20 protein-coding genes are annotated in these 18,797 nt (G+C 37.2%); all 20 read right to left on the bottom strand.

The window, feature by feature from the left end:
* Positions 1–100: 100 nt before the first annotated feature.
* Complete coding sequence (locus AB1422_07605; protein ID MEW6619186.1) at positions 101–580, bottom strand: hypothetical protein; 480 nt, start codon at positions 578–580, stop codon at positions 101–103.
* Positions 573–1,115 (bottom strand): nucleotidyltransferase domain-containing protein, encoded by a 543-nt coding sequence (locus tag AB1422_07610; protein ID MEW6619187.1) that lies wholly within the window; start codon positions 1,113–1,115, stop codon positions 573–575. Before AB1422_07610 ends, AB1422_07605 begins: the two co-directional genes overlap by 8 nt.
* 88 nt (positions 1,116–1,203) lie before the next feature.
* Positions 1,204–1,788: an MjaI family restriction endonuclease gene (locus AB1422_07615; GenBank protein ID MEW6619188.1), complete on the bottom strand. Its 585-nt coding sequence runs from the start codon at positions 1,786–1,788 to the stop codon at positions 1,204–1,206.
* On the bottom strand, positions 1,785–3,089 hold the full coding sequence (locus AB1422_07620; GenBank protein ID MEW6619189.1) for a DNA methyltransferase: 1,305 nt from the start codon (positions 3,087–3,089) through the stop codon (positions 1,785–1,787). Before AB1422_07620 ends, AB1422_07615 begins: the two co-directional genes overlap by 4 nt.
* 8 nt (positions 3,090–3,097) lie before the next feature.
* A complete protein-coding gene (locus AB1422_07625) occupies positions 3,098–3,232 on the bottom strand; it encodes a hypothetical protein (protein MEW6619190.1) in 135 nt (44 codons plus the stop codon).
* On the bottom strand, positions 3,222–3,776 hold the full coding sequence (locus AB1422_07630; GenBank protein ID MEW6619191.1) for a YtfJ family protein: 555 nt from the start codon (positions 3,774–3,776) through the stop codon (positions 3,222–3,224). Before AB1422_07630 ends, AB1422_07625 begins: the two co-directional genes overlap by 11 nt.
* The gene (locus tag AB1422_07635; GenBank protein MEW6619192.1) at positions 3,769–4,926 is read right to left on the bottom strand and encodes an NAD(P)H-dependent oxidoreductase; all 1,158 of its coding nucleotides are present in this window, start codon (positions 4,924–4,926) and stop codon (positions 3,769–3,771) included. Before AB1422_07635 ends, AB1422_07630 begins: the two co-directional genes overlap by 8 nt.
* Before the next feature lie 385 nt (positions 4,927–5,311).
* Positions 5,312–6,052, bottom strand: a complete 741-nt coding sequence (locus AB1422_07640; protein MEW6619193.1) for an SIMPL domain-containing protein — start codon at positions 6,050–6,052, stop codon at positions 5,312–5,314.
* A gap of 193 nt (positions 6,053–6,245) precedes the next feature.
* Entirely contained in the window at positions 6,246–7,340 is a 1,095-nt protein-coding gene (locus AB1422_07645; GenBank protein MEW6619194.1) for a site-specific DNA-methyltransferase, read from the bottom strand.
* A complete protein-coding gene (locus tag AB1422_07650) occupies positions 7,306–7,719 on the bottom strand; it encodes a hypothetical protein (GenBank protein ID MEW6619195.1) in 414 nt (137 codons plus the stop codon). Before AB1422_07650 ends, AB1422_07645 begins: the two co-directional genes overlap by 35 nt.
* Positions 7,720–7,883: 164 nt before the next feature.
* Positions 7,884–8,027, bottom strand: coding sequence for a hypothetical protein (locus AB1422_07655; protein MEW6619196.1), 144 nt, complete (start codon positions 8,025–8,027; stop codon positions 7,884–7,886).
* Between the two features lie 354 nt (positions 8,028–8,381).
* Complete coding sequence (locus tag AB1422_07660; GenBank protein ID MEW6619197.1) at positions 8,382–8,534, bottom strand: hypothetical protein; 153 nt, start codon at positions 8,532–8,534, stop codon at positions 8,382–8,384.
* Positions 8,518–8,982: a PIN domain protein gene (locus AB1422_07665; protein ID MEW6619198.1), complete on the bottom strand. Its 465-nt coding sequence runs from the start codon at positions 8,980–8,982 to the stop codon at positions 8,518–8,520. Before AB1422_07665 ends, AB1422_07660 begins: the two co-directional genes overlap by 17 nt.
* Before the next feature lie 175 nt (positions 8,983–9,157).
* Positions 9,158–10,114 (bottom strand): DUF3644 domain-containing protein, encoded by a 957-nt coding sequence (locus tag AB1422_07670; protein ID MEW6619199.1) that lies wholly within the window; start codon positions 10,112–10,114, stop codon positions 9,158–9,160.
* Positions 10,115–10,277: 163 nt separating this feature from the next.
* Positions 10,278–10,478, bottom strand: coding sequence for a hypothetical protein (locus AB1422_07675; GenBank protein MEW6619200.1), 201 nt, complete (start codon positions 10,476–10,478; stop codon positions 10,278–10,280).
* Positions 10,475–11,458 carry a S8 family serine peptidase gene (locus AB1422_07680; protein ID MEW6619201.1) on the bottom strand — a complete coding sequence of 328 codons (984 nt, stop codon included), beginning with the start codon at positions 11,456–11,458 and terminating at the stop codon, positions 10,475–10,477. The genes AB1422_07675 and AB1422_07680 overlap by 4 nt, the downstream gene beginning before the upstream one ends.
* A gap of 17 nt (positions 11,459–11,475) precedes the next feature.
* Complete coding sequence (locus AB1422_07685; GenBank protein MEW6619202.1) at positions 11,476–16,608, bottom strand: tetratricopeptide repeat protein; 5,133 nt, start codon at positions 16,606–16,608, stop codon at positions 11,476–11,478.
* Positions 16,609–17,137: 529 nt separating this feature from the next.
* The gene (locus AB1422_07690; GenBank protein MEW6619203.1) at positions 17,138–17,923 is read right to left on the bottom strand and encodes a class I SAM-dependent methyltransferase; all 786 of its coding nucleotides are present in this window, start codon (positions 17,921–17,923) and stop codon (positions 17,138–17,140) included.
* 107 nt (positions 17,924–18,030) lie between these two features.
* On the bottom strand, positions 18,031–18,429 hold the full coding sequence (locus tag AB1422_07695) for a hypothetical protein (GenBank protein ID MEW6619204.1): 399 nt from the start codon (positions 18,427–18,429) through the stop codon (positions 18,031–18,033).
* A complete protein-coding gene (locus AB1422_07700; protein ID MEW6619205.1) occupies positions 18,426–18,641 on the bottom strand; it encodes a DUF5678 domain-containing protein in 216 nt (71 codons plus the stop codon). The genes AB1422_07695 and AB1422_07700 overlap by 4 nt, the downstream gene beginning before the upstream one ends.
* Between the last annotated feature and the right edge of the window lie 156 nt (positions 18,642–18,797).

Genomic DNA, 18,797 nt, shown 5'->3' on the forward strand with positions numbered 1-18,797 from the left:
CTAATCTCCCGTTTATAGTTTATCCTTGTTTACCTCATCTTGTTACCCAACTTGTGGGTAAGGATTAGACCCCCGCCAGCGGGGGACAACGGCCAATCAATCACTTGAATGGCGACAGAGCACTAGAACTCAAACTGTTCATAAACAAGCTAAGTTCCCTCTTCAATTGCATCCATATCTTTTGTAAGGGAGTTACCAACTTTTCTACCTCATCCCATTTCAAGAAAAACGAATATGAGTGTCGATAAAAGTGTCTGAAACCAAGGTACTCAGCCAATTTTTGTGCCATTTCATCTGAAATAGCATGGTTCCTCTTTGGTGTCCGTTGTGTCATTTGTATCAAGAGATCTCTATGCCACTGATCCCCCTTAGGAACATTTTCGTCAAGTCCTTTTGCGATGGACAAAAAGATATTTTCCACCCCATTATAGAAAGAATGCAATACAGAGGCTATCGCCGTAATCTCTACCAAATTAGGAATGGACTCTTGCGAATGTTTCAGAAGATCAGTATAGGAATCGAATAATTGGTCAATTTGGTCTATCTCAAATTTTATCTGAGAAATGACGTTATTAGCCAATTTGGAGAAGCCTCCCTTCTTTTTCCAGATATTGTGCAAAGGCATCTTGGCTATCCAGGTTGACAAGGTCAATGGAACGATCTAGTGCTAAAAGAAGTTTACCAAGTAGATAGAAAAACTTACCTCGTGGACACCCACGAATAGCAATGTCAATGTCTGAACCCTCTCTGATTTTTCCTTCTCCGAGAGAGCCAAAGAGGAAAATATCTGTGCAGCCTGACTTTTTTAGTATCTCTACAGCTCGTCGGATGTCTTCCTGAAAATCTGCTGGAAGTTTAATTTTTTCATTCTTCATTTTCGTTTCCATCCTTTCGTATATTCTCTTGCATTTCAGCTGACGGGATGCGGATGAGCGAAAGGCTTCAGCCCCGACCCACTTCGTGGGTGCCCCGCCGCTGATAGCCGAAGTGACGCAGAGCCACTTCCCTTTTTCAAAAAATCCCCTTTGAGTTACATAAAGCTTCCGCCTTTCGCTCATCCGTATCCCGATAACCAAAATGGAGCGAAGCGACATTTTGGTTATCGGTCTCAGCATAAAAGAAGTTTTTGCGAAGCGAAAATTTAAGTGAGTGCCGTAAGGCACAAACCTTTTATGCTGTGTTAGGCGATGCGATGGCTGATTATTACAATATTTCTCCATAATCCACCTCAATTCCATTGTCAATCTTTTTATAGATGATGATTTTGATGTCTATGTGCTCTGGTAATGCAGCTTTCACCTCATAGGTATGGGGCTTTATAGATACGGAGATGTCTCCGATGTAACCATCTATTCCTTTTGATTCTTCATCTGGCTCGGATAAACGGTAATTCGTTTTCTTTATCTCAGCACCCTTCTTAAGTATTGCTTCCTGAAATCTGAGCCCAGCAAAAGTTTTCACGATCACTAAATCTATTACCCATTGTTCAACCATCTTTTGGTCAATTTTATTCAGAGAATTTTTAAGTTCTTTCAATTTCTGTAATATCTTCTCTATGGCATTTTTGATTGCATCTGGCTTTTTCTCCAAGTACCACTTTTCCCACTCAGATAGCGTTTTTCCTTCAAACTCCTGAATAATCTCACTCATTTGACCAACAACTCTTGGGCGTGTTCCTTGCGCATATTGATTTGCCAAATTGATGAGTGGTGCTACATACTTAGGAAACTCTGGCGTCTCTATGTCCAGATATTTTCTGATTTCTTCGATAGTGATTTTTACTTTCATGTTACACCCTTTTGATCTCCATTTTGAAAGTTTAAAAATTTCGCCTTGTATTTATAGTCAAAAGTAGTATCCACATCAACCAAACTATTCTTAATCAAATGAGCATTTAAAAATGTCTTATTCCACAAATAAAGATAACAAAGCAAGTTGTTTTTCTCATCGTATTTCACATTATCAAACTTTAGAAACACCTTTTGCCCACAAGTCTTGTCTCTTAAGAATTGAACAGCCTCTCCATTTTTTTCTGGTCTCTCCTTTACACCTAATAGTTTGATTTTTAGTCCGTTATTTAAAATCAATATCTCTGGGGAGATTATTTCTTTTACCGTGTAATGTGTTTCGCTTTCGTAATGTGAATTATCTATTTTCGAACCAAACCTTAATTCTCTCGGGTCAACCTTCTTATCAAATCTTATAGGGTCGCTGAATTTATATGGCAATTTTTTAATTTCCTCTTTAAAGTCTATTTTTGGGTCTTCTTGCTTAACTATCTCAAAAGTTGCATTTTGAAAAATAGTACTCTGCTTTAACCCAAGTTTATCTTTTATAATCGGTAGGAACTCCTCATTTATTTCGTAGCCGATAGAGTTTCTATTCAGATTTTTTGCTGCTAAAGATGTCGTGCCACTACCAAGAAAAGGGTCAAGAACAGTATCATCAACAAAACTGAACATTTTGATGAGTCGTCTTGGTAACTCCTCAGGGAACATCGCCAGATGTTTATCTTGTTTTTCACCTGGAAAATTCCAGTGTCCTGTGAAATATTGATTCCATTCTTCTTGCGTTAGTTTTGATTGCTCTTTAATTTCATAGCTTACCTTTGGTGGATTTCCATATTTTTTGAAAATTAAAATAAATTCGTAATCCAATTTAAGAATCCCATTTCTGGGATATGGGAAAGACCCCATTACTGTTGCTCCACCAGTGGTATGGCAAGTAGTGACTTTTTGCCAGATAATTGCTCCCATATAATCGAACCCCCCGCTTTCACAGAACTTGATGATTTCAGTCCTTATCGGAATAATTTTATATCTTCCATAATAAACAGAACGAGCGAATTGGTCACCAATGTTAATACACAAACGGCAACCTTTATGCAAAATCCTGTGGCACTCATTCCACACCAAATTAAGGTTGTTTATATATTCTTCATAACTATCATTGAAACCTATCTGTTTTCCATTTCCATAATCCTTCAGTTGCCAATAGGGTGGAGATGTAATGATAAGATGTACTGATTCATCCTGGATCTCTTTCATCCATCTTGAATCACCTATGATTATTTTGTGTTTTGTTTTCATCTTGCTACCTATAATGGATTTGATTTACTTAAAGCCACCGTTTCGCCCAACGGGATGCGGATAAAAGAAGTTGCCAAAAACATTTTGGGGAAATCTTTGATTTCCCTTTTATCCGCTGTTGTGCGAAGTTGTCTATTTTTCATTTCCGACCCTCTTCAACAGCTCTTTAATTTTACTAATTTCTGTATCCTCAACTTTCCCAGAGGCGATATACCTTATTATTCCTTTTTGGTCTATTATTATCACATTGCTTTCATTATCTTTCATTTTGTAACAAGAATTCATCTTGCCATCCCAATCTCCGTATATTGTCATCCCTTCTTTCTTTGAATTTTGCCGAAGTTTACTTTTCCATATTCCAGTAAATGGCCAGAATGCTCCTTGACAATTTATAACAGGCAACCTAATAATGAGTTTTTTTACTAAATCCAATTGTTCAAAATAAAATTTATTTAACTCATCTTTCAATTTCCGATTCTTTTTTACAACATCTTTTGCCTCATAGAATATGACTATTATCTTTCCTTTTATCATATCAAGAGTAAGTATTTTGTCGTCTCCTGATTCAACTTTGAAGAAAGGGGCAGCCGTCCCAATGATTAAATCTTCCGCAATAGATATCTCGGGCAAGAATAAAGTGCAAAATATAGTTGCTAAAGCGGTAATTGATAATAACTTTTTATCCATCTTCTTTACTTTTTCCTTTCAAAAACCAATATAAATTGGCGTAGTTCCGCCATAATTTTTTAGAAATACCATAGTTACTTGATATAGATTTCAGAACTTTTCTAGAAACTTTCCCTTGTTCAACTAATTCCTTTCCTGCCTGCTCTAAGGATGCCAATATTTGCTTTAAATAAACCCTATAAGGTGGTGCATCAGTAATAAATTGTGCACCGGGTCGTAATATAGTGGCGATAAGTGGTGTATGAAAATCCCTTGCTATCCCATGAAAAGTTTCGACCACTGGTCCGAAATACTCAATTTCAGGAAACCCATTGACAGAAAAAAGAACAATATATCGTTCCTTCGTGTTCTGCAATGGGTGCCGTGTCAGATTACGATAAGGCACAAAAACAGGTTTAACAGTAATAAACTCCCTATCAAGAAATGCCTTCAATTTGGCAGGAATTGAACTAATGTATAATGGGAAGGCATAAATAGTCACACAACTATTGTTAACCTTTTCTATTAACTCATTTGCAGCATCTTCAATTACACATTTTCCATTTGTTTTAGTCCAGCAGGTAAAACACCCTCGGCAAGGCTCAATGTTGAACTCCTTGTTATAAATATCAATGACTTCAACTTCTGTACCTGTCTGCTCAATGCCTTTCATCAAATATTGTAGATAGAAGTAGGTAAAGCCGTTTTTTCTCCGTGGACTCCCATTTATAATTAGAATCTTATCAGGTTTTTTCCATACTCTTTTCTTTAGGATTTCAAAATCTTGAACCTTATCTTCTATTCCTGCTATTTCTTCATCAGTAAATTTTTTCCCAAATACCTTATTGAACATCTTGAGATAATAAAGTGAACCTTTAATACGATATTTTCTCGTCAACCATCCCCAAGTTCCACTGATTTCACCACTGACAATATCAAGCCAAACCGAAACTGGTGAATAGATTGTAATGGTAGGATTGCTATGTTTTCCTTCACCATACCCTGCCTTTCCTCCTGATACCGAAAGATAAAAGTAATAAGTTTCCCCATCTTCTTCCAGAACAAACTGATAAACTGCCTCAAAATCAGGAAATTGCTTATTGTCGTATAAATTAACCAAATAACGAAAAAGGTTAGATAAATTGTCTTTTGTTGATGGTATTTCAATCATGTTTTCCTCCTTGCTAACATTCTTTGACAATTTCGCCCAACGGGATGCGGATGAGCGAAGTGCCCCAAAGGGGCATAGGTTCGACAGGCTCACTACAAGTTTTGGCTTCAGCCCCGATCCACTTCGTGCGACCCACCTTTGGTGGGTACCCCGCCGCCGCTGATAGCCAAAGTGACGCTTCGCAACTTCCCTTTTTCAAAAAATCCCCTTTGAGTTACATAAAGCTTTCGCCTTTCGCTCATTCGCATCCCGATAACCAAAATGGAGCGAAGCGACATTTTGGTTATCGTTTTCGCTGTTTGTGAAGCCCGAAGGGCATTTGGGCGAAGCCGCCGAGGGCGGACGAGCCACAAACTCTGTGTTAGCCGACGTGCTGATTATGCGACTATTCAAGTTCGAAACTTACCGTGACTTTTGCATTGACGTTAATCTGCCCAAGAGCAATGCTGCTTTCGGCTACTGAAGGTGCACCGCCAACATTTTGAATTACATTTTGAGCCATTCCACCTCTCCACCAGCGAGAACCCCACCAAGCATTATACCAGCACCACCATCCAACTTGATCTTCCTGGATCATATGAGGCTTGCCAATCTTCTGCCCTAGTTCCTTGGCTAAATCATTAGCTTTTTGTTCAGCTGCCTTGATTGCAAGAGCACGTGCTTGATCTCTGTACTTACGGAGCTTTGTGGTGCGGAATTGAACCCCGTGAACATAATTGGCGCCGGCTTCAAGTACATCGCTTAGGAGGTCTTCGAACTTGGCGATATCCTTTAGTGTGAATACAATCGTTTTTCGAACAAAATAACCTATAAAGTTACGCTTCTCATAATCATCACTATATCTCGGCTCAATACTGATGTGGTCGGTTTGGACATGTTTGGATTCAATTTTATACTTTTTGGCAACTGCCAGCAGTTTCTTAACACGTTTATCATTTTGACTTTTTGCTACACCAATATCTTTGTCGCATGTCTCCACTCCAAGGGTAAGGATAACCTCATCAGGTGTAACTCTTACTTCAGCATCTCCAGTAACTGTGATCAAGCGTAGCTCTGCAAAAGCGGAAAACGAGGAAGCCAAAACAAGAACAAAGGCAAAAATACCTCTTCTCACGATTACATTCATCAATCATCCCTCCTTTCCTGACAAATTATCAGCATGTCGGCTAACGTTCCCAGCATAAAAGAAGTCCAGCACTTTCCATTTCCCCTTTTCCAATATTTCAATAAAACCACTTTATGATCATCTAACTGCTCTCCGCTCTTTAACCATAAAAAGTGCTGGATTTGGGTAAGTCCGCCTCTGGCGGACGAACTTTTTATGCTGTGTTATATGCTGTTGGTCGCTTTCTGTCACTTTTTCTACCACCTCTCTTTTTATTTGGTGAATACTTGCCTTTGGGTTCAAAAAGTCTAAGTTGCTGTTCTACTTTCTTTGTCTCATAGATTTTGGTTTTATCTTCTTCAACATTTTCCAACCTTCTCAAGGCAATTTCTACATATTCGGGGTTAGTGTCAATTCCTATGAATTTTCTTCCTAATTTTTTTGCAGCAATGGCGGTTGTTCCACTTCCCACAAAAGGATCTAAAACAATTGCGGAATCTGAAAAAGTGGTTAGCTTGATTATATATTCGCATATTGCTAAGGGTTTAACAGTTTTATGGATATTAAAGTCTCCCTTTTCTTCTTTACTTGGTTTGGGCAAAAGGAAACATTTATCCAAAACTTCGGTAATTTCATGGGTGGTTACCACATTAGAAGGAAACATATCTTCTCCAATTTTAACATTTGTATTTAGAAGTCCTACATTATACTTTAACATATTTTCTAAGAATGTTTTTTCACATGGTTTCTGAGCCATCATAATCGGCTCAAAACATGATTTTATTTGCGGTGTTTTCCAACCAGTTAATTTATCCTTTACTTCTTTTTTAGATTTTTTATCCCAATCTAATCTATCTATGAAATGATTAAGTGACATCGCCTTAGGCTGATTCTGTGTATAAAGCCAAATAAAACAATCTCTTATTAAAAAGCCAGCATCATCAGCTGCTGAAACCATCCGATGATAGAGCCGAGGACTTGAAAATGAAAAGAAGAACCCACCGGGTTTTAATGCCCGGTATAGCTCTTTTGATATTTTCAGATACCAATCATAAAAATTCTTTCCCTGATCTTTATCAAATTTCATTCCAGGTGGGAGAGATTTTACCACATGACAATAATCTGTTATTGTAGAAACTGTTTTATGATTCCAGTTATTATCCATTTTGTCTAAAAAGTATGGAGGGTCTGTTAGGACAAGGTCTATTGAATTATCCTCAATTTGAGGTAAGACTTGTAAAGCATCTCCTAATATAATTTTATTTATCAATGCTCTATTCATTTGGGTTCCTCCCATTACATTCTTCATATAAAATCTTGTATACTTGCCACCTGACTTCTTTATCTGACCTTTTTATTACGTTGGAATTTGCCAGTTTTATTACCCTACCTCTTTCATCATAAACCCAATTATTTCTATCTGCCTGATTACACTTTTCACACTGTGGGATAATGTTTCCTGCAACCAGAGGTTGATTTGGATCTTTATGTGCTATTTGTAAGCTGGTAATAGTGTTTGGCCAATGGATATGTGGCTTACTTTCTTCTGAACCACAGGTGACACATCTATATCCATACTGTTTCTTAAGATTTTCCCAATCACCAGTTTCTTCTATTTTGTGCCCTTTGAAAGCAGGATAAGGTTTTTCCAGTGTTATAAGTTTATACTCTCCAGATTCAAGAGTCACATGTCTATTACCACGAGTGCCCGATACAATGAACCAGTCTTTTTGAGCCCCAAGATGCCTTGCTTGCTCAACATCAGCCGTATCAGGATAATATTGGCGAACGAATTGTGTAAGTTCTCCTTTTGAAATCTTTTTCGCCTTAGGATAACCCTGTGCCAGATAAACTAATACAAGAGTATCCTTTGTATAATTCCCATGTGTATCGTCAACTTAGGTAGTTTCACTTCATATTGCTTTAAATGTTTATCATGATACTCGCATATCATTTTGTAAATCTTCTTTATCTCCTTGTCAGATAATCGTTTCATATTTTATCTCCTTTTCAGACGACCAATTGCGTATAACGGGATACGGATGAGCGAAGTGCCCCAAAGGGGCATAGGTTCGACAGGCTCACTACAAGTTTTGGCTTCAGCCCCGACCCACTTCGTGCGACCCACCTTTGGTGGGTACCCCGCCGCCGCTGATAGCCGAAGTGACGCAGAGCAACTTCCCTTTTTCAAAAAATCCCCTTTGAGTTACATAAAGCTTTCGCCTTTCGCTCATCCGCATCCCGATAACCAAAATGGAGCGAAGCGACATTTTGGTTATCGTTTTCGGTGTAAAAGAAGTTTCAGCGAAGCCGAATTTGGACGAAGCGAAGCGTAGTCTTTTACACCGTGTTATGTGATGTGCGTACCAATCTTTTGTTTTCGTAAATAGCCGTATTTTTCTTTGAGTTCATGGAGAAATGCATCGCGGTTAGTAGAATACTTTTTGCTTAACTCTTCACGAATCTTCCGCTGAAATTTCACAGCATCAAATTTCTTTTTCATGGATAACCTCCCTTGGACTCCTAATCTCGAGGATAGGATAACCTAATTTTAAATTGACCGAATTAAAAGCATGGATACGGTTAAGATTTACAATTTGCTGGAAGTTCCAGCTAACAAGCACATCCACCCGTTCCACTGAAGCTATTGCAATATGTTGAGCGTCTACTATATGCTTTGCACTTACCACTCCCTCATCAATGTAATTTTGTGCCAAGATATCAGCTTCCTCTGTAAGGAAAACATTCTCTACATTTGCATCCGGAAGAGAGAATAAAATTTTCCTTACACTTTCTGGAGCTTTTTCAATCTCTTTATGAGTTAAATCGGAAACAACAGCAATTCGTAAACCTTGTCGAAACTCCTTAAACAATTGAATAGACCATTGGGAAAATTCTTCATCTTCACATCCACCAATGACAGATGTATCGATATAAACCCGCTGCTTCATATTATCTTACCTTCATACTTATATTTCAAAACTACGCATTTCAGATAACGTTCCCAGCATAAAAGAAGTTTTTGCGAAGCAAAAATTTGGGTGAGTGCCATAAGGCACGAACCTTTTATGCTCTGTTATACAACTGTGCCGTGCTCATTCTAAGAAACTCTTAGAAAATCTCATTTTAATTTCCTTGCAACTCCTTAAGAATGAAATCTATCCATTTTTGATACCAATACCATGTCCCACAAACTTCGACACCAAATCCTTTGGCAGGATTTTTGCCATTATGGTCTTTCCAGAATTGGGTGTGTTGAGACGGTCCAAATTCATTATGACCTTCAGCTTGAACTTTTTTCAGAACATCTTTTCGTAAAAATTTAGGTTTTTCTCTATCTTCTTTTATCCAATATTCCTTTGATATATTCTTGGCTAATGGCGATTCAGGGTCAATAAATTCAATCACTCTATCCGCTTGCCCTTGCCTTTTAGCAACAACCTTTGAAAATAAAAGCCGATAAGCAAATCTATCGCTCTTTATTTCATCATCAGTAAGAGAGTTGTCAAAATCCGCAATATATGAGTGAATTTCTTTTGGTATTAACCCTTCCTTATCTTTAATTATATTTGCTTGTGTATAATCAAGTTCTGCAAACTGCAAACTTAAAGCTAAATTATTATCAAGTGAGTATTTTGTACCAAATAGTTCTTTCAAATAGTAATTATAATTCAAAGCACATGCTTGGTAACGGGCCGAAAGGTAAGAATCTAATCCAGTAGCTTTTTTATGCTCAATTTGATTTCGTAATCCTATAAGAAATTTAAGATTGTTTGAAGTATTTTTATCAAGAGGGCATTCAGATTTTGAAATACATTCCTTGATGTCCCAATGTTTAATGCTTCCATCTGGGTTTCGTAAGAATTTCTTCCGCTCCTTGGGAATAGTGTAATAACGGTAATCAATTTTTTTTGACCTATAGTATGCATGAAGAAGATATGTCCAAGCAATAATAAAAAGTACTATGAATGATTCCGTTTTAAAGGTAGTAAGAGGGTTATTATATATTTGAACAGCAGAGAGAGCTGCTTCTCTTGATTTTAAGATTAAATCTACCTTTTCAGAAAAGAGTCGTCTATGCATATTTTCAATTCCTTCTATTTACTTCTAGGCACGGCATGTTGTATAACGTTCCTGATGTAAAAGAAGTTTTGCGAAGCAAAATTTGGACGAAGTGAAACGAAGTCTTTTACATCGTGTTATACGCTGTGCCGGGCTCTTTTATAATCATACTTAAAGTAAACTCTTATGCCTTTCTCAATAAAACCCCTTTCTCACTTGGTCTAACTTGAGCTACTCCATCTAAATGTTTGATATTTTCTAACCCTTTCTTTGTAGTCTCAACTCCTACAATATCTGTAAGACTGGAGACAAATAAAATATTGCCGTATTCTTTAATCCTCTCAACTGCCTGAGTATCCTTAATTTTGGCTAAGATTCTAATCATTCTTCTAACACCTCCAGTAACTTATGGATATTAAGCAACCCATATCCCTGTTCATTTCTTCTATATCCCAAGTCCTTGCAACTCTGTTTTATAGAATTTATTACCCATTCTTTATCTTGATACTTACTAAAAAGAGAAGCTAATGTGCCTGTTATTATTGGTGTGGAGATAGAAGTTCCCATAACCTTAAATTTGCCAATAGAAAGAGAACCCGGGGCTAGCAAATCCGGCTTTTCTTGAAATACAAACCCTCTACTGCTGTAATTAGCTATCTTTTCATCCTCACTCGCTCCAATGGTTATCGCCTTATTGGCATTACCTGGACAGGATATAGTTCCTTCTTCTGGTCCCCAATTCCCAGCCGCAGATACTACATATAGACCATTATCAACCAATACATCTACATACTGACAAAGCCAGCAGTCTCCCTGACATCTTCTGGAAAAACCCAAAGATAGGTTGACTATATGAGCTTTATTTTGATAAGACCATTCTAAGGCTTGAAATAATGCTATCTCGTCAACCTCTCCAAAACGGTTTACTACCTTTCCAATCAACATTGAGGAGTCAGGAGCAATTGACTGAATTAGCTTAGAGATAATAGTGCCATGAGTAATCTCATCTTGCAACCCTTCTTCTGTAAAGTCTTTATCCAGGATAACCGAATATTTTAATCCCGAATCTTGAAGGAATACTCCACTATCCAAGATAGAGATATAGATACCTGCACCAAATAGACCCATCTCATGAAGATGTTGAATCCCTATCTTAAACAATGTTTGATTGAATAAGATGGTCCCTTTCTCACTCTCTCTGAACTCTTCGATAAAACCAATCTGTTTTAATGCTTCTGGGTATTTTGTTTCAAGACCAATTATATCAACAAGCTTCGTTTGGAAGAGTAAGGATACTCCTATCTTTTTTAATTCTTCTATATGCTCAGACTTCATCTTATCCTTTAACTTTGCAAGTAGTCGCATAATCCTCTACCTTTTTATCATACAAAATGATTTTTAAATAAAGCTTGAATTTCTTTAGCAATAGCGACTCGGTCAGGCATGTAATTTTCTTTTTCAAGTTCTGTAAGATGCCAATCAATCTCTACGGTTAACCACTCATGCTTGCCACTTATGTCAGTTAGTTTAACCTCCATGTCATTCAGAGGATCAATGTAATTCTTGTAATCCTTTCCCTCCAAAGCTAATGCAATACAAACAAGCGAAGCAGCAATCACTTTTTCTTTATCTAAGAGAGTACCTCGAGTCAATCTTTTATAAGTAGCGATAACCTCATTGTACCTTCTAAGACAAATTTTCACTTCCATTTCTCCTAAAAATGCCATTTTATTTAAAGGGTTAAGTCCAGTAGCCATCTGATAATCAGGGATAGAATTTACCAAATCTCCTTTTTGAGAATAGCAACCAGCCCTTTGCATATAATTATTATCATTACCTGGTTCAATCTTAATCGCCTTAGTGAAGTCCTGAATTGCCATATTTAAATAGTTTTCAGCGTATTCAGGGGAACAGACAGCCAAAATTCTATAACATATTCCTCGTCGATTATAGGCACCAGCAAAGCTTGGGTTTATTTCTAAGACTTCAGTATATTTTTCTGCTGCCTTTTCCAAATTATCTTTTTTAAACAAATCATTAGCTTCTTTTAATGCTTGCTTGTACTTAATAACATCTTCTTCACTTAGGTAGTGTTTTTTAAAGAGATTATGAATTATTAAGGCATTATCAATCCGATCCTGTGAAATTCCTAACTCTTTTAGCTTGGGCTCAGAAATATATGGTTCAATATCATTTGGATCATAAATATCCTTAAAGAGCTTAATTGTAATATCTTTTAATGAAGCCATGTAATCTTCGTATGGTATACCCTCTAAGGAGAGAGCTAAACATATAAAATGTGCTGCAATTACCCTATATTGATGGGACAGTCTATTTATGCGAATGTCTTTATATGTTTTTCTGGCTTCAGAATACCTACATAGCCAAATTTCAATCTCCATTTTAGACATTATTGCAGCTATATTTTGGGGATTCAACCTAATTGCCTCACCATAGTCTGAAATTGCCTTCTCTAAATCTTTCTTATATACATAGCAGTTACCCCTTCCATGAAATAATGAGCTGGTAGGTTTAATCTGTATAGCTCTGGTATAGTTTTCAATTCCATTGTCAAAGAATTTGTTATTATCTTTTGACTTACCTAACTTCAAATATATATCTCCTACCATTTCATATGTTTTGGCAAGATTTGAACCTATTTCTATAGCTTTATCACACTCTTCCAATGCAGTTTCAATCTGGTCATTTTTAAAGAGTTGGTTTGCTTCTGCCAAGTAGATTTTACATAGCTGGTTACTGTAAACCCCTTCAGATATAAAATCTCCACTTCCTTTTGCCACAGCTATCGCCTGGTGATAATAGTCTATCGCCTTGCTAAATTGGTTTGAGAAAAAGGAGAGATTTCCAAGATTAGAAACGAAACTACCTTCTTGTTGTTTATCTCCAATTTTTTTGGCAATTTCTAAGCCATCACGATAATACTCCTCAGCCTGCTTAAATTGACTTAATAAAGCATAAATATTCCCAAGATTGCAGAGAGCCTTCATTTGATTTGTTAAGTCTTTATTCTCTTTGGCATTGCTTAGTTCATCTGATAAAGAGCCTATTTTCTTATTTTTCTTATCCCACTGTTTTATTTTTTCTTTAAAGAAATCTTGAACCGAATCTTCATATTGTTCATCTCCAATCTCTTTAGCAATATTTTCTGCCTGAATAAAACATTCCATTGCCTTGTCAGATTGACCTGACTTGATATATACATCACCAAGCATAGAAATATAATTACCTTCATTCTGTAGATCTTCATCTTCTTGAGCGATTTTTAGTGCCTTAGAAAGATAACCAATAGCCTTGTCAAATTGCTCTAATTTAGAATAGCTTTCTCCAATCTTAGACAAAATATTGCTTTCATGCTGTCTGTTCCTCATCTTTTTGGCAATATCAAGGCCATACTCAAAGTATTCAATAGCCTGATAAAACTCTAAGAGATCAAAGTACACTATGCCTATATTCCAGAGATCTGAAATCTCATTTTCTAGACTTCTCATTTCTTTACTAATCTTCACCGCCTCTTTATAATATTCAATAGCTTCCAGGAATTCTGCAGAAGCCCAATATATGTTGCCAAGGGAAGATAATTGATAATGTATTCCTTTTCTAAAGAGAATGCTCTTTGAGATAGATAAGGCATCTTTAAGAAAATCTATTGCCTTTGATGAATATCCTGATTTATAGTACTGGTTACCCAAAACACCAAGCCACCAGCTTTCATGTCTTCTGTCTTTGGTCTCAATAGCAATTGCATGGGCTAATTCATAACATTCAATTGCTTTTTTATGCTCGTCTCTTTCCTCATAAATATTTCCTAAATCCCCAAGCCATATACCTTCATATCTTCTATCTTTACTTTCAGGTTCGCGACAAATATCTATAGCCTGTTTATAGTACTCCTCAGCCTTTTCCAAATCTCCTTTTGAATGGAGTGCATTACCCAAGCATCCAAAATTTCTTCCTTCAATCTTCCGATTTTTAATTTCCTTGAAAAATGCTTTGGCCAGATTGTGGTATTCTATTGATTCATCGATTTCACCCAGAAAATGGCATACATCTCCTAAGTTTACAAGTTGTGTACATTCACTATTCTTATCCTGGCAAACTTGGGCAATGGATAGAGCTTCTTTATAATATCTCTTTGCCTCTTGTATGTCTCCCAAATCGCGGAATACAAGCCCTAAATTACCAAGAAGAATACTTAACTTATCCTCTGGAATCTCTTTTCTTTTTTCTTCAAAACCTTTATAAATGTTCATCAACTCTCTAAAGTAACACCAAGAAAACAGTTTATCATGTAGTCCTTCTTTCATAAATAATTCCACTGTTTCTTTAGTTCTCTCAGCAGATATGAGGTGCTCAATGGCATCAAGAAGAGGATATATATCCTCAATAGACTTCTTATGTTCCGATAAGAGGGATGCCTGGTTGAGGTAGAAATCTCCTGCCTTGCTATGAAGATAGATTTTTTCTTTATCTTTTAATTGACTTAACACATATTCCCTTACTATTGCGTGAACATCATAAGTTTCTTCTTGAGGTCTTGACACAAGACATCGCTGGATTAGTTCATTCAAAGCATGAAGGCTCTCTCTTTCAGGCATATCTGTCACAAAAGAAAAAGCCTTTAGGTCACATGGTTTTAAAAATATACAAACAGAATGGAGAGCCTTCTTCAAATTTGAATCGTGAGAAATCCTTTTGTAAGCCCGAGAGACGACATTAGTAGTAATCTTCTCTAATTTGCCCAACCAAAGGATGTCATCATTTATAATTGTTTGGATACCTGTAGAAGATAGGGAAGGAGCTATCCACTCTAATGCACCAGGATGTCCTTGCATCTTTTCTCTTACCAGTGTTCTTATATCTTCAACCGACTTCTCCAAAATTGGTCTATCTTCTTCAGAAATTCCCCTCTTGAGTATTTCTATTCCCGCAGATTCATCAACACCTTTAAGAAATATATGATGGAATTCCTTCTCTTCTGAATCTTTAGGTATCACCCACGCAGTAAGTATCAGCCTTGCACTCTCTAAATTCCTTGAGCAAGTTAAAAACTTAGCAAAACCCTCATCCTTTGGTTTAAGGGTTTTCCTATCAACAAGAACCTCAAATTGGTCAATAATAACAAGACATGAGTTCTTCTCAATTGTGTTTATGACTAATTGAACCTGCTCATCTACGGTGCTACCACCAAAATCTATATCCTCATCGGTTAGATATTTAATCAGTCGTCTTCCAAACTCAGAAAATGAAGGTGGTTTATCATAGTTAAGGCGTCTCCAATAATACCTTTTGAACTGCAACCATTTATCTTTTATTATTTTTTCAAAAAGTGCTGAAAGTAATTTTGACTTGCCGATTCCTTTAATGCCTACAATAGCAAAAGAATACCCTTTGAGTAAATTAAGGCATTTTTCTATCTCTTCTTCGCGTCCAAATAAATCTTTAGCTGGAACCTTATATTCTTCTTCTGAAATAGGTATAATTTTTCTTTTTCTTTCTTCCCTTTCCTTCCTTTCTTGCATCTCTTCCAAAACTTGAATAATCTCTGGTGGAAAAGGCTCCCTAAGGAATCGGTTCTCTTTAACATCGGAAGTAGTACTGATGTTAATCTGTATTTTATTATTTACCAATGTCTCTAATATCTGGGCATTCTTATTAGAAAACCCATCAATGAATATAGATTTAACCAATGGACCATATTTTTCTTTGTCCTCTGGGCGCATTTGAATAACCACTTCAATCGCATAAGGGGTGTAGGAGCTGATCTCGGTCTGATTGTGTAACCACCAATAAATTTCATCATGTGGGTCAAGTCTAAAATTCCTTACTGTTTCGAATGATACCCGATTACTTGCTATATCCAATTCATCAGAGAAGCGTAACATCGCCCCTATTAGTCGTTTGCGTTCATTCGAATTGAACTTGAACTTCTCGTCACAATCGTCAATTGGTAGTTTAGAATGGTACTTGCAGACATCCATCAAGTCCTCTACAAGATTTGAAGGAATAGTTTTAGCTGCAGGACCAAGGACAGAGTCTCCAGTCTCGTAGGCATACTCAATCCAGGCGGCACTGAAGTAGTGGTGGTTTTTGCGAATAGCTTTCTGCTCGTCTATGCTGTAGCTACTGGATGTCGAAGCAGTAAAGGTAACATCAAACTCTGCGCCCATTTTTTCAGCCCTCTCCTTAATCTCAGGGAATCTGATAACATCACACTGCATTCCTATATCGTGCAAGTAGATACCTGCCAAAACCAGATACATTTCTTGTGCAGAAATGGGTTTACCTTGATTAACTTCTAACAATTTGTTTTTAAAATTTTCTACTACTCGCTCGCAATGTGTTTCATCATGGTAAGTACAATCCCGAATGATGCGTGGTGCATCAGAAGCCCATATATCTTCCATTGCTTCTCGAATTTGTGCAAGATTGGAGCGAAGACGATTGTTGGCAATATCCTTCAAAAGTTGTTCCTCAATAGCGGAAAATTTAGCCATGATTCTGTACCTCTTAACAATCTGTTTATACTTATGACAATATCATCTTAATTAGGAGTCTTACATAAATAAAAAAAACCAGGTTATTCATTCTCTTTTTTTCCAATTTATCTTTAAAAATAAGCTGATGACACCTAACATTTCTTAAATTAAGGGCACGGCATTGCATATAACGGGATGCGGATGAGCGAAGTGCCCCTTTAGGGGCATAGGTTCGACAGGCTCACTACAAATTTTGGCTTCAGCCCCGACCCGCAAGCGCGACCCACTTCGTGGGTTCCCCGCCGCCGCTGATAGCCGAAGTGACGCTTCGCAACTTCCCTTTTTCAAAGATTCCCCTTGAGTTACATAAAGCTTCCGCCTTTCGCTCATCTGCATCCCGATAACCAAAATGCGAACCCCAAAGGGGTTCGAGCGAAGCGTCATTTTGGTTATCGTTCGCGGTGTTTGTGAAGTGCGAGCGTTAGCGAGCATTTGGGTGAGCGCAGCGAGCCACAAACACCGTGTTATCTGAAATCCAACAATAGTATCATAATGGTTTGTTACAAACAAACATTGTAAGAATGTATTTCCCCTTTCCAAAGATGAAACGGTCATAGGAGTGTTCTAACTTCATCTGTTTTACTTCAACTCCTACCTCTTTTAAAAGATCAAGCCAAGTCGATAGATTGAAACGGCCTATTGTACCGATGTCGGAGTGAATTTCCAATTTGCCTTTACGCCGGATCAAAAAGACTAATGTTGCTTCATAAGTTGTCCCAGCAGGATCAGGAACATAATTGTTTTCAAAAATTGTGATTTCAGTATCTCCTTTGGAACCAGTATAGACAAAATTATTCTCTTTGAATTCTTCTTTAATATTAGCTACGATCAAGAGCACTCCGCCTGGTTTCAAGTGGTTGTATGCAGTAATAATTGCACCTCTGAGGTCTTCTACCGTTGTCATGTGGCCTATAGAATCAGGAATAGCAATGGCATCAAAACATTCCTTTAATCGCATTGCTCGCATATCGCCATAAAGATAAGTTACTTCTGGGTTGCGTTCTTTTGCAATTTTAAGCATATCTTCACTAATATCCACCCCTGTTACCTTAAAGTGTCTTTTAAAGGTGTAATCATTGCCACCCGCCCCACAACCAAGATGAAGCAATGTTCTTGCTTCGATTTTTGAATGCTCCTTAATTACCTTGCTAAATAGCTCTGTTTCTTCTGCATACTCCTCATGTGGAGCAATGATTGATTCAGTCCAAGCAAGGTCACTGTAGGAACGCCATTTAGTCGTCTTCATTCCATATTTCTCTCTTAATTTTTTCATTTCTAACCCTTAAGTTGGATTTCAGATAACGGGATGCGGATGAGCGAAGTGCTTTAGCATTTCGTTTATGCTGAGTTATCTGCCGTTGTGGGCAATTTTCTCATTTTTTATTTCTCAAATATTACTTTTCTATTCGAATGGTCAAATTTAATATCAAACTGATCGAATATGTCTAACCTACCAAGTAAAAATGGCACCTCTTCTATTAAAACCCAACCAATTCGAGTTTCAACCTCATCATTTCCTATTTTAATCTTGACCCGTTTGATGATATAGGGAATTGCTCCTTCCCCAATGCCTTTGAGTTCTTTAATTTCTTCTTTTTCTATTTCAAATCCCAAGTAATCTCCTGCTCTTTTTGGTATCAAAGTAATATCTGCGCCAGAATCAAGGAGCATTTCGCATCTAAAACTCTTTTCACCACTGGTAACTCGGAGAACTACATATGGTTTCCGAATTACTCCAAAATCCTTTAATTGTTCTTCACAATAAGGGAATTCAATCATACTATCATCAACTCCTCCTTTGGGATTTTAGCAATAAGTGGGTCATCTGAAACTTTTTTTGCTTTCTCAATTACCCCTATAAAATCAATCCCATGAGCCACTATTTCCTCTCCTGCAACAGCAATATATTCCCCCCTATATTTAAGCCTTTCTTCTGAATGTGAATCTAACCAATCTGCTTCCTTATCACAGGGTATTTTATTATGTTTCATCTTTTTATCATCTCCTCTTTTTTAAATTTTTTCGACCTGTGCGGTTAGATTTTATGCTGCCAATTTGAGTTCTATCTTACCCTCTTCAAACCATCTTTTAGTTTCATTGTTTCTTACCATAGCAGTTATTGAGGCAAGAGTTACTGAACCAGGCTT

Source organism: bacterium (assembly GCA_040757115.1).
Classification (GTDB): domain Bacteria; phylum UBA9089; class CG2-30-40-21; order CG2-30-40-21; family SBAY01; genus JBFLXS01.

Excerpts from the sequence above, each read along its gene's own strand:
- AB1422_07610 (MEW6619187.1), bottom strand. The coding sequence starts at position 1,115 with ATGCTGAGACCGATAACCAAAATGTCGCTTCGCTCCATTTTGGTTATC.
- AB1422_07615 (MEW6619188.1), bottom strand. The coding sequence starts at position 1,788 with ATGAAAGTAAAAATCACTATCGAAGAAATCAGAAAATATCTGGACATA.
- AB1422_07620 (MEW6619189.1), bottom strand. The coding sequence starts at position 3,089 with ATGAAAACAAAACACAAAATAATCATAGGTGATTCAAGATGGATGAAA.
- AB1422_07625 (MEW6619190.1), bottom strand. The coding sequence starts at position 3,232 with ATGAAAAATAGACAACTTCGCACAACAGCGGATAAAAGGGAAATCAAA.
- AB1422_07630 (MEW6619191.1), bottom strand. The coding sequence starts at position 3,776 with ATGGATAAAAAGTTATTATCAATTACCGCTTTAGCAACTATATTTTGC.
- AB1422_07635 (MEW6619192.1), bottom strand. The coding sequence starts at position 4,926 with ATGATTGAAATACCATCAACAAAAGACAATTTATCTAACCTTTTTCGT.
- AB1422_07640 (MEW6619193.1), bottom strand. The coding sequence starts at position 6,052 with ATGAATGTAATCGTGAGAAGAGGTATTTTTGCCTTTGTTCTTGTTTTG.
- AB1422_07645 (MEW6619194.1), bottom strand. The coding sequence starts at position 7,340 with ATGAAGAATGTAATGGGAGGAACCCAAATGAATAGAGCATTGATAAAT.
- AB1422_07655 (MEW6619196.1), bottom strand. The coding sequence starts at position 8,027 with ATGAAACGATTATCTGACAAGGAGATAAAGAAGATTTACAAAATGATA.
- AB1422_07660 (MEW6619197.1), bottom strand. The coding sequence starts at position 8,534 with ATGAAAAAGAAATTTGATGCTGTGAAATTTCAGCGGAAGATTCGTGAA.
- AB1422_07665 (MEW6619198.1), bottom strand. The coding sequence starts at position 8,982 with ATGAAGCAGCGGGTTTATATCGATACATCTGTCATTGGTGGATGTGAA.
- AB1422_07670 (MEW6619199.1), bottom strand. The coding sequence starts at position 10,114 with ATGCATAGACGACTCTTTTCTGAAAAGGTAGATTTAATCTTAAAATCA.
- AB1422_07675 (MEW6619200.1), bottom strand. The coding sequence starts at position 10,478 with ATGATTAGAATCTTAGCCAAAATTAAGGATACTCAGGCAGTTGAGAGG.
- AB1422_07680 (MEW6619201.1), bottom strand. The coding sequence starts at position 11,458 with ATGCGACTACTTGCAAAGTTAAAGGATAAGATGAAGTCTGAGCATATA.
- AB1422_07685 (MEW6619202.1), bottom strand. The coding sequence starts at position 16,608 with ATGGCTAAATTTTCCGCTATTGAGGAACAACTTTTGAAGGATATTGCC.
- AB1422_07690 (MEW6619203.1), bottom strand. The coding sequence starts at position 17,923 with ATGAAAAAATTAAGAGAGAAATATGGAATGAAGACGACTAAATGGCGT.
- AB1422_07695 (MEW6619204.1), bottom strand. The coding sequence starts at position 18,429 with ATGATTGAATTCCCTTATTGTGAAGAACAATTAAAGGATTTTGGAGTA.
- AB1422_07700 (MEW6619205.1), bottom strand. The coding sequence starts at position 18,641 with ATGAAACATAATAAAATACCCTGTGATAAGGAAGCAGATTGGTTAGAT.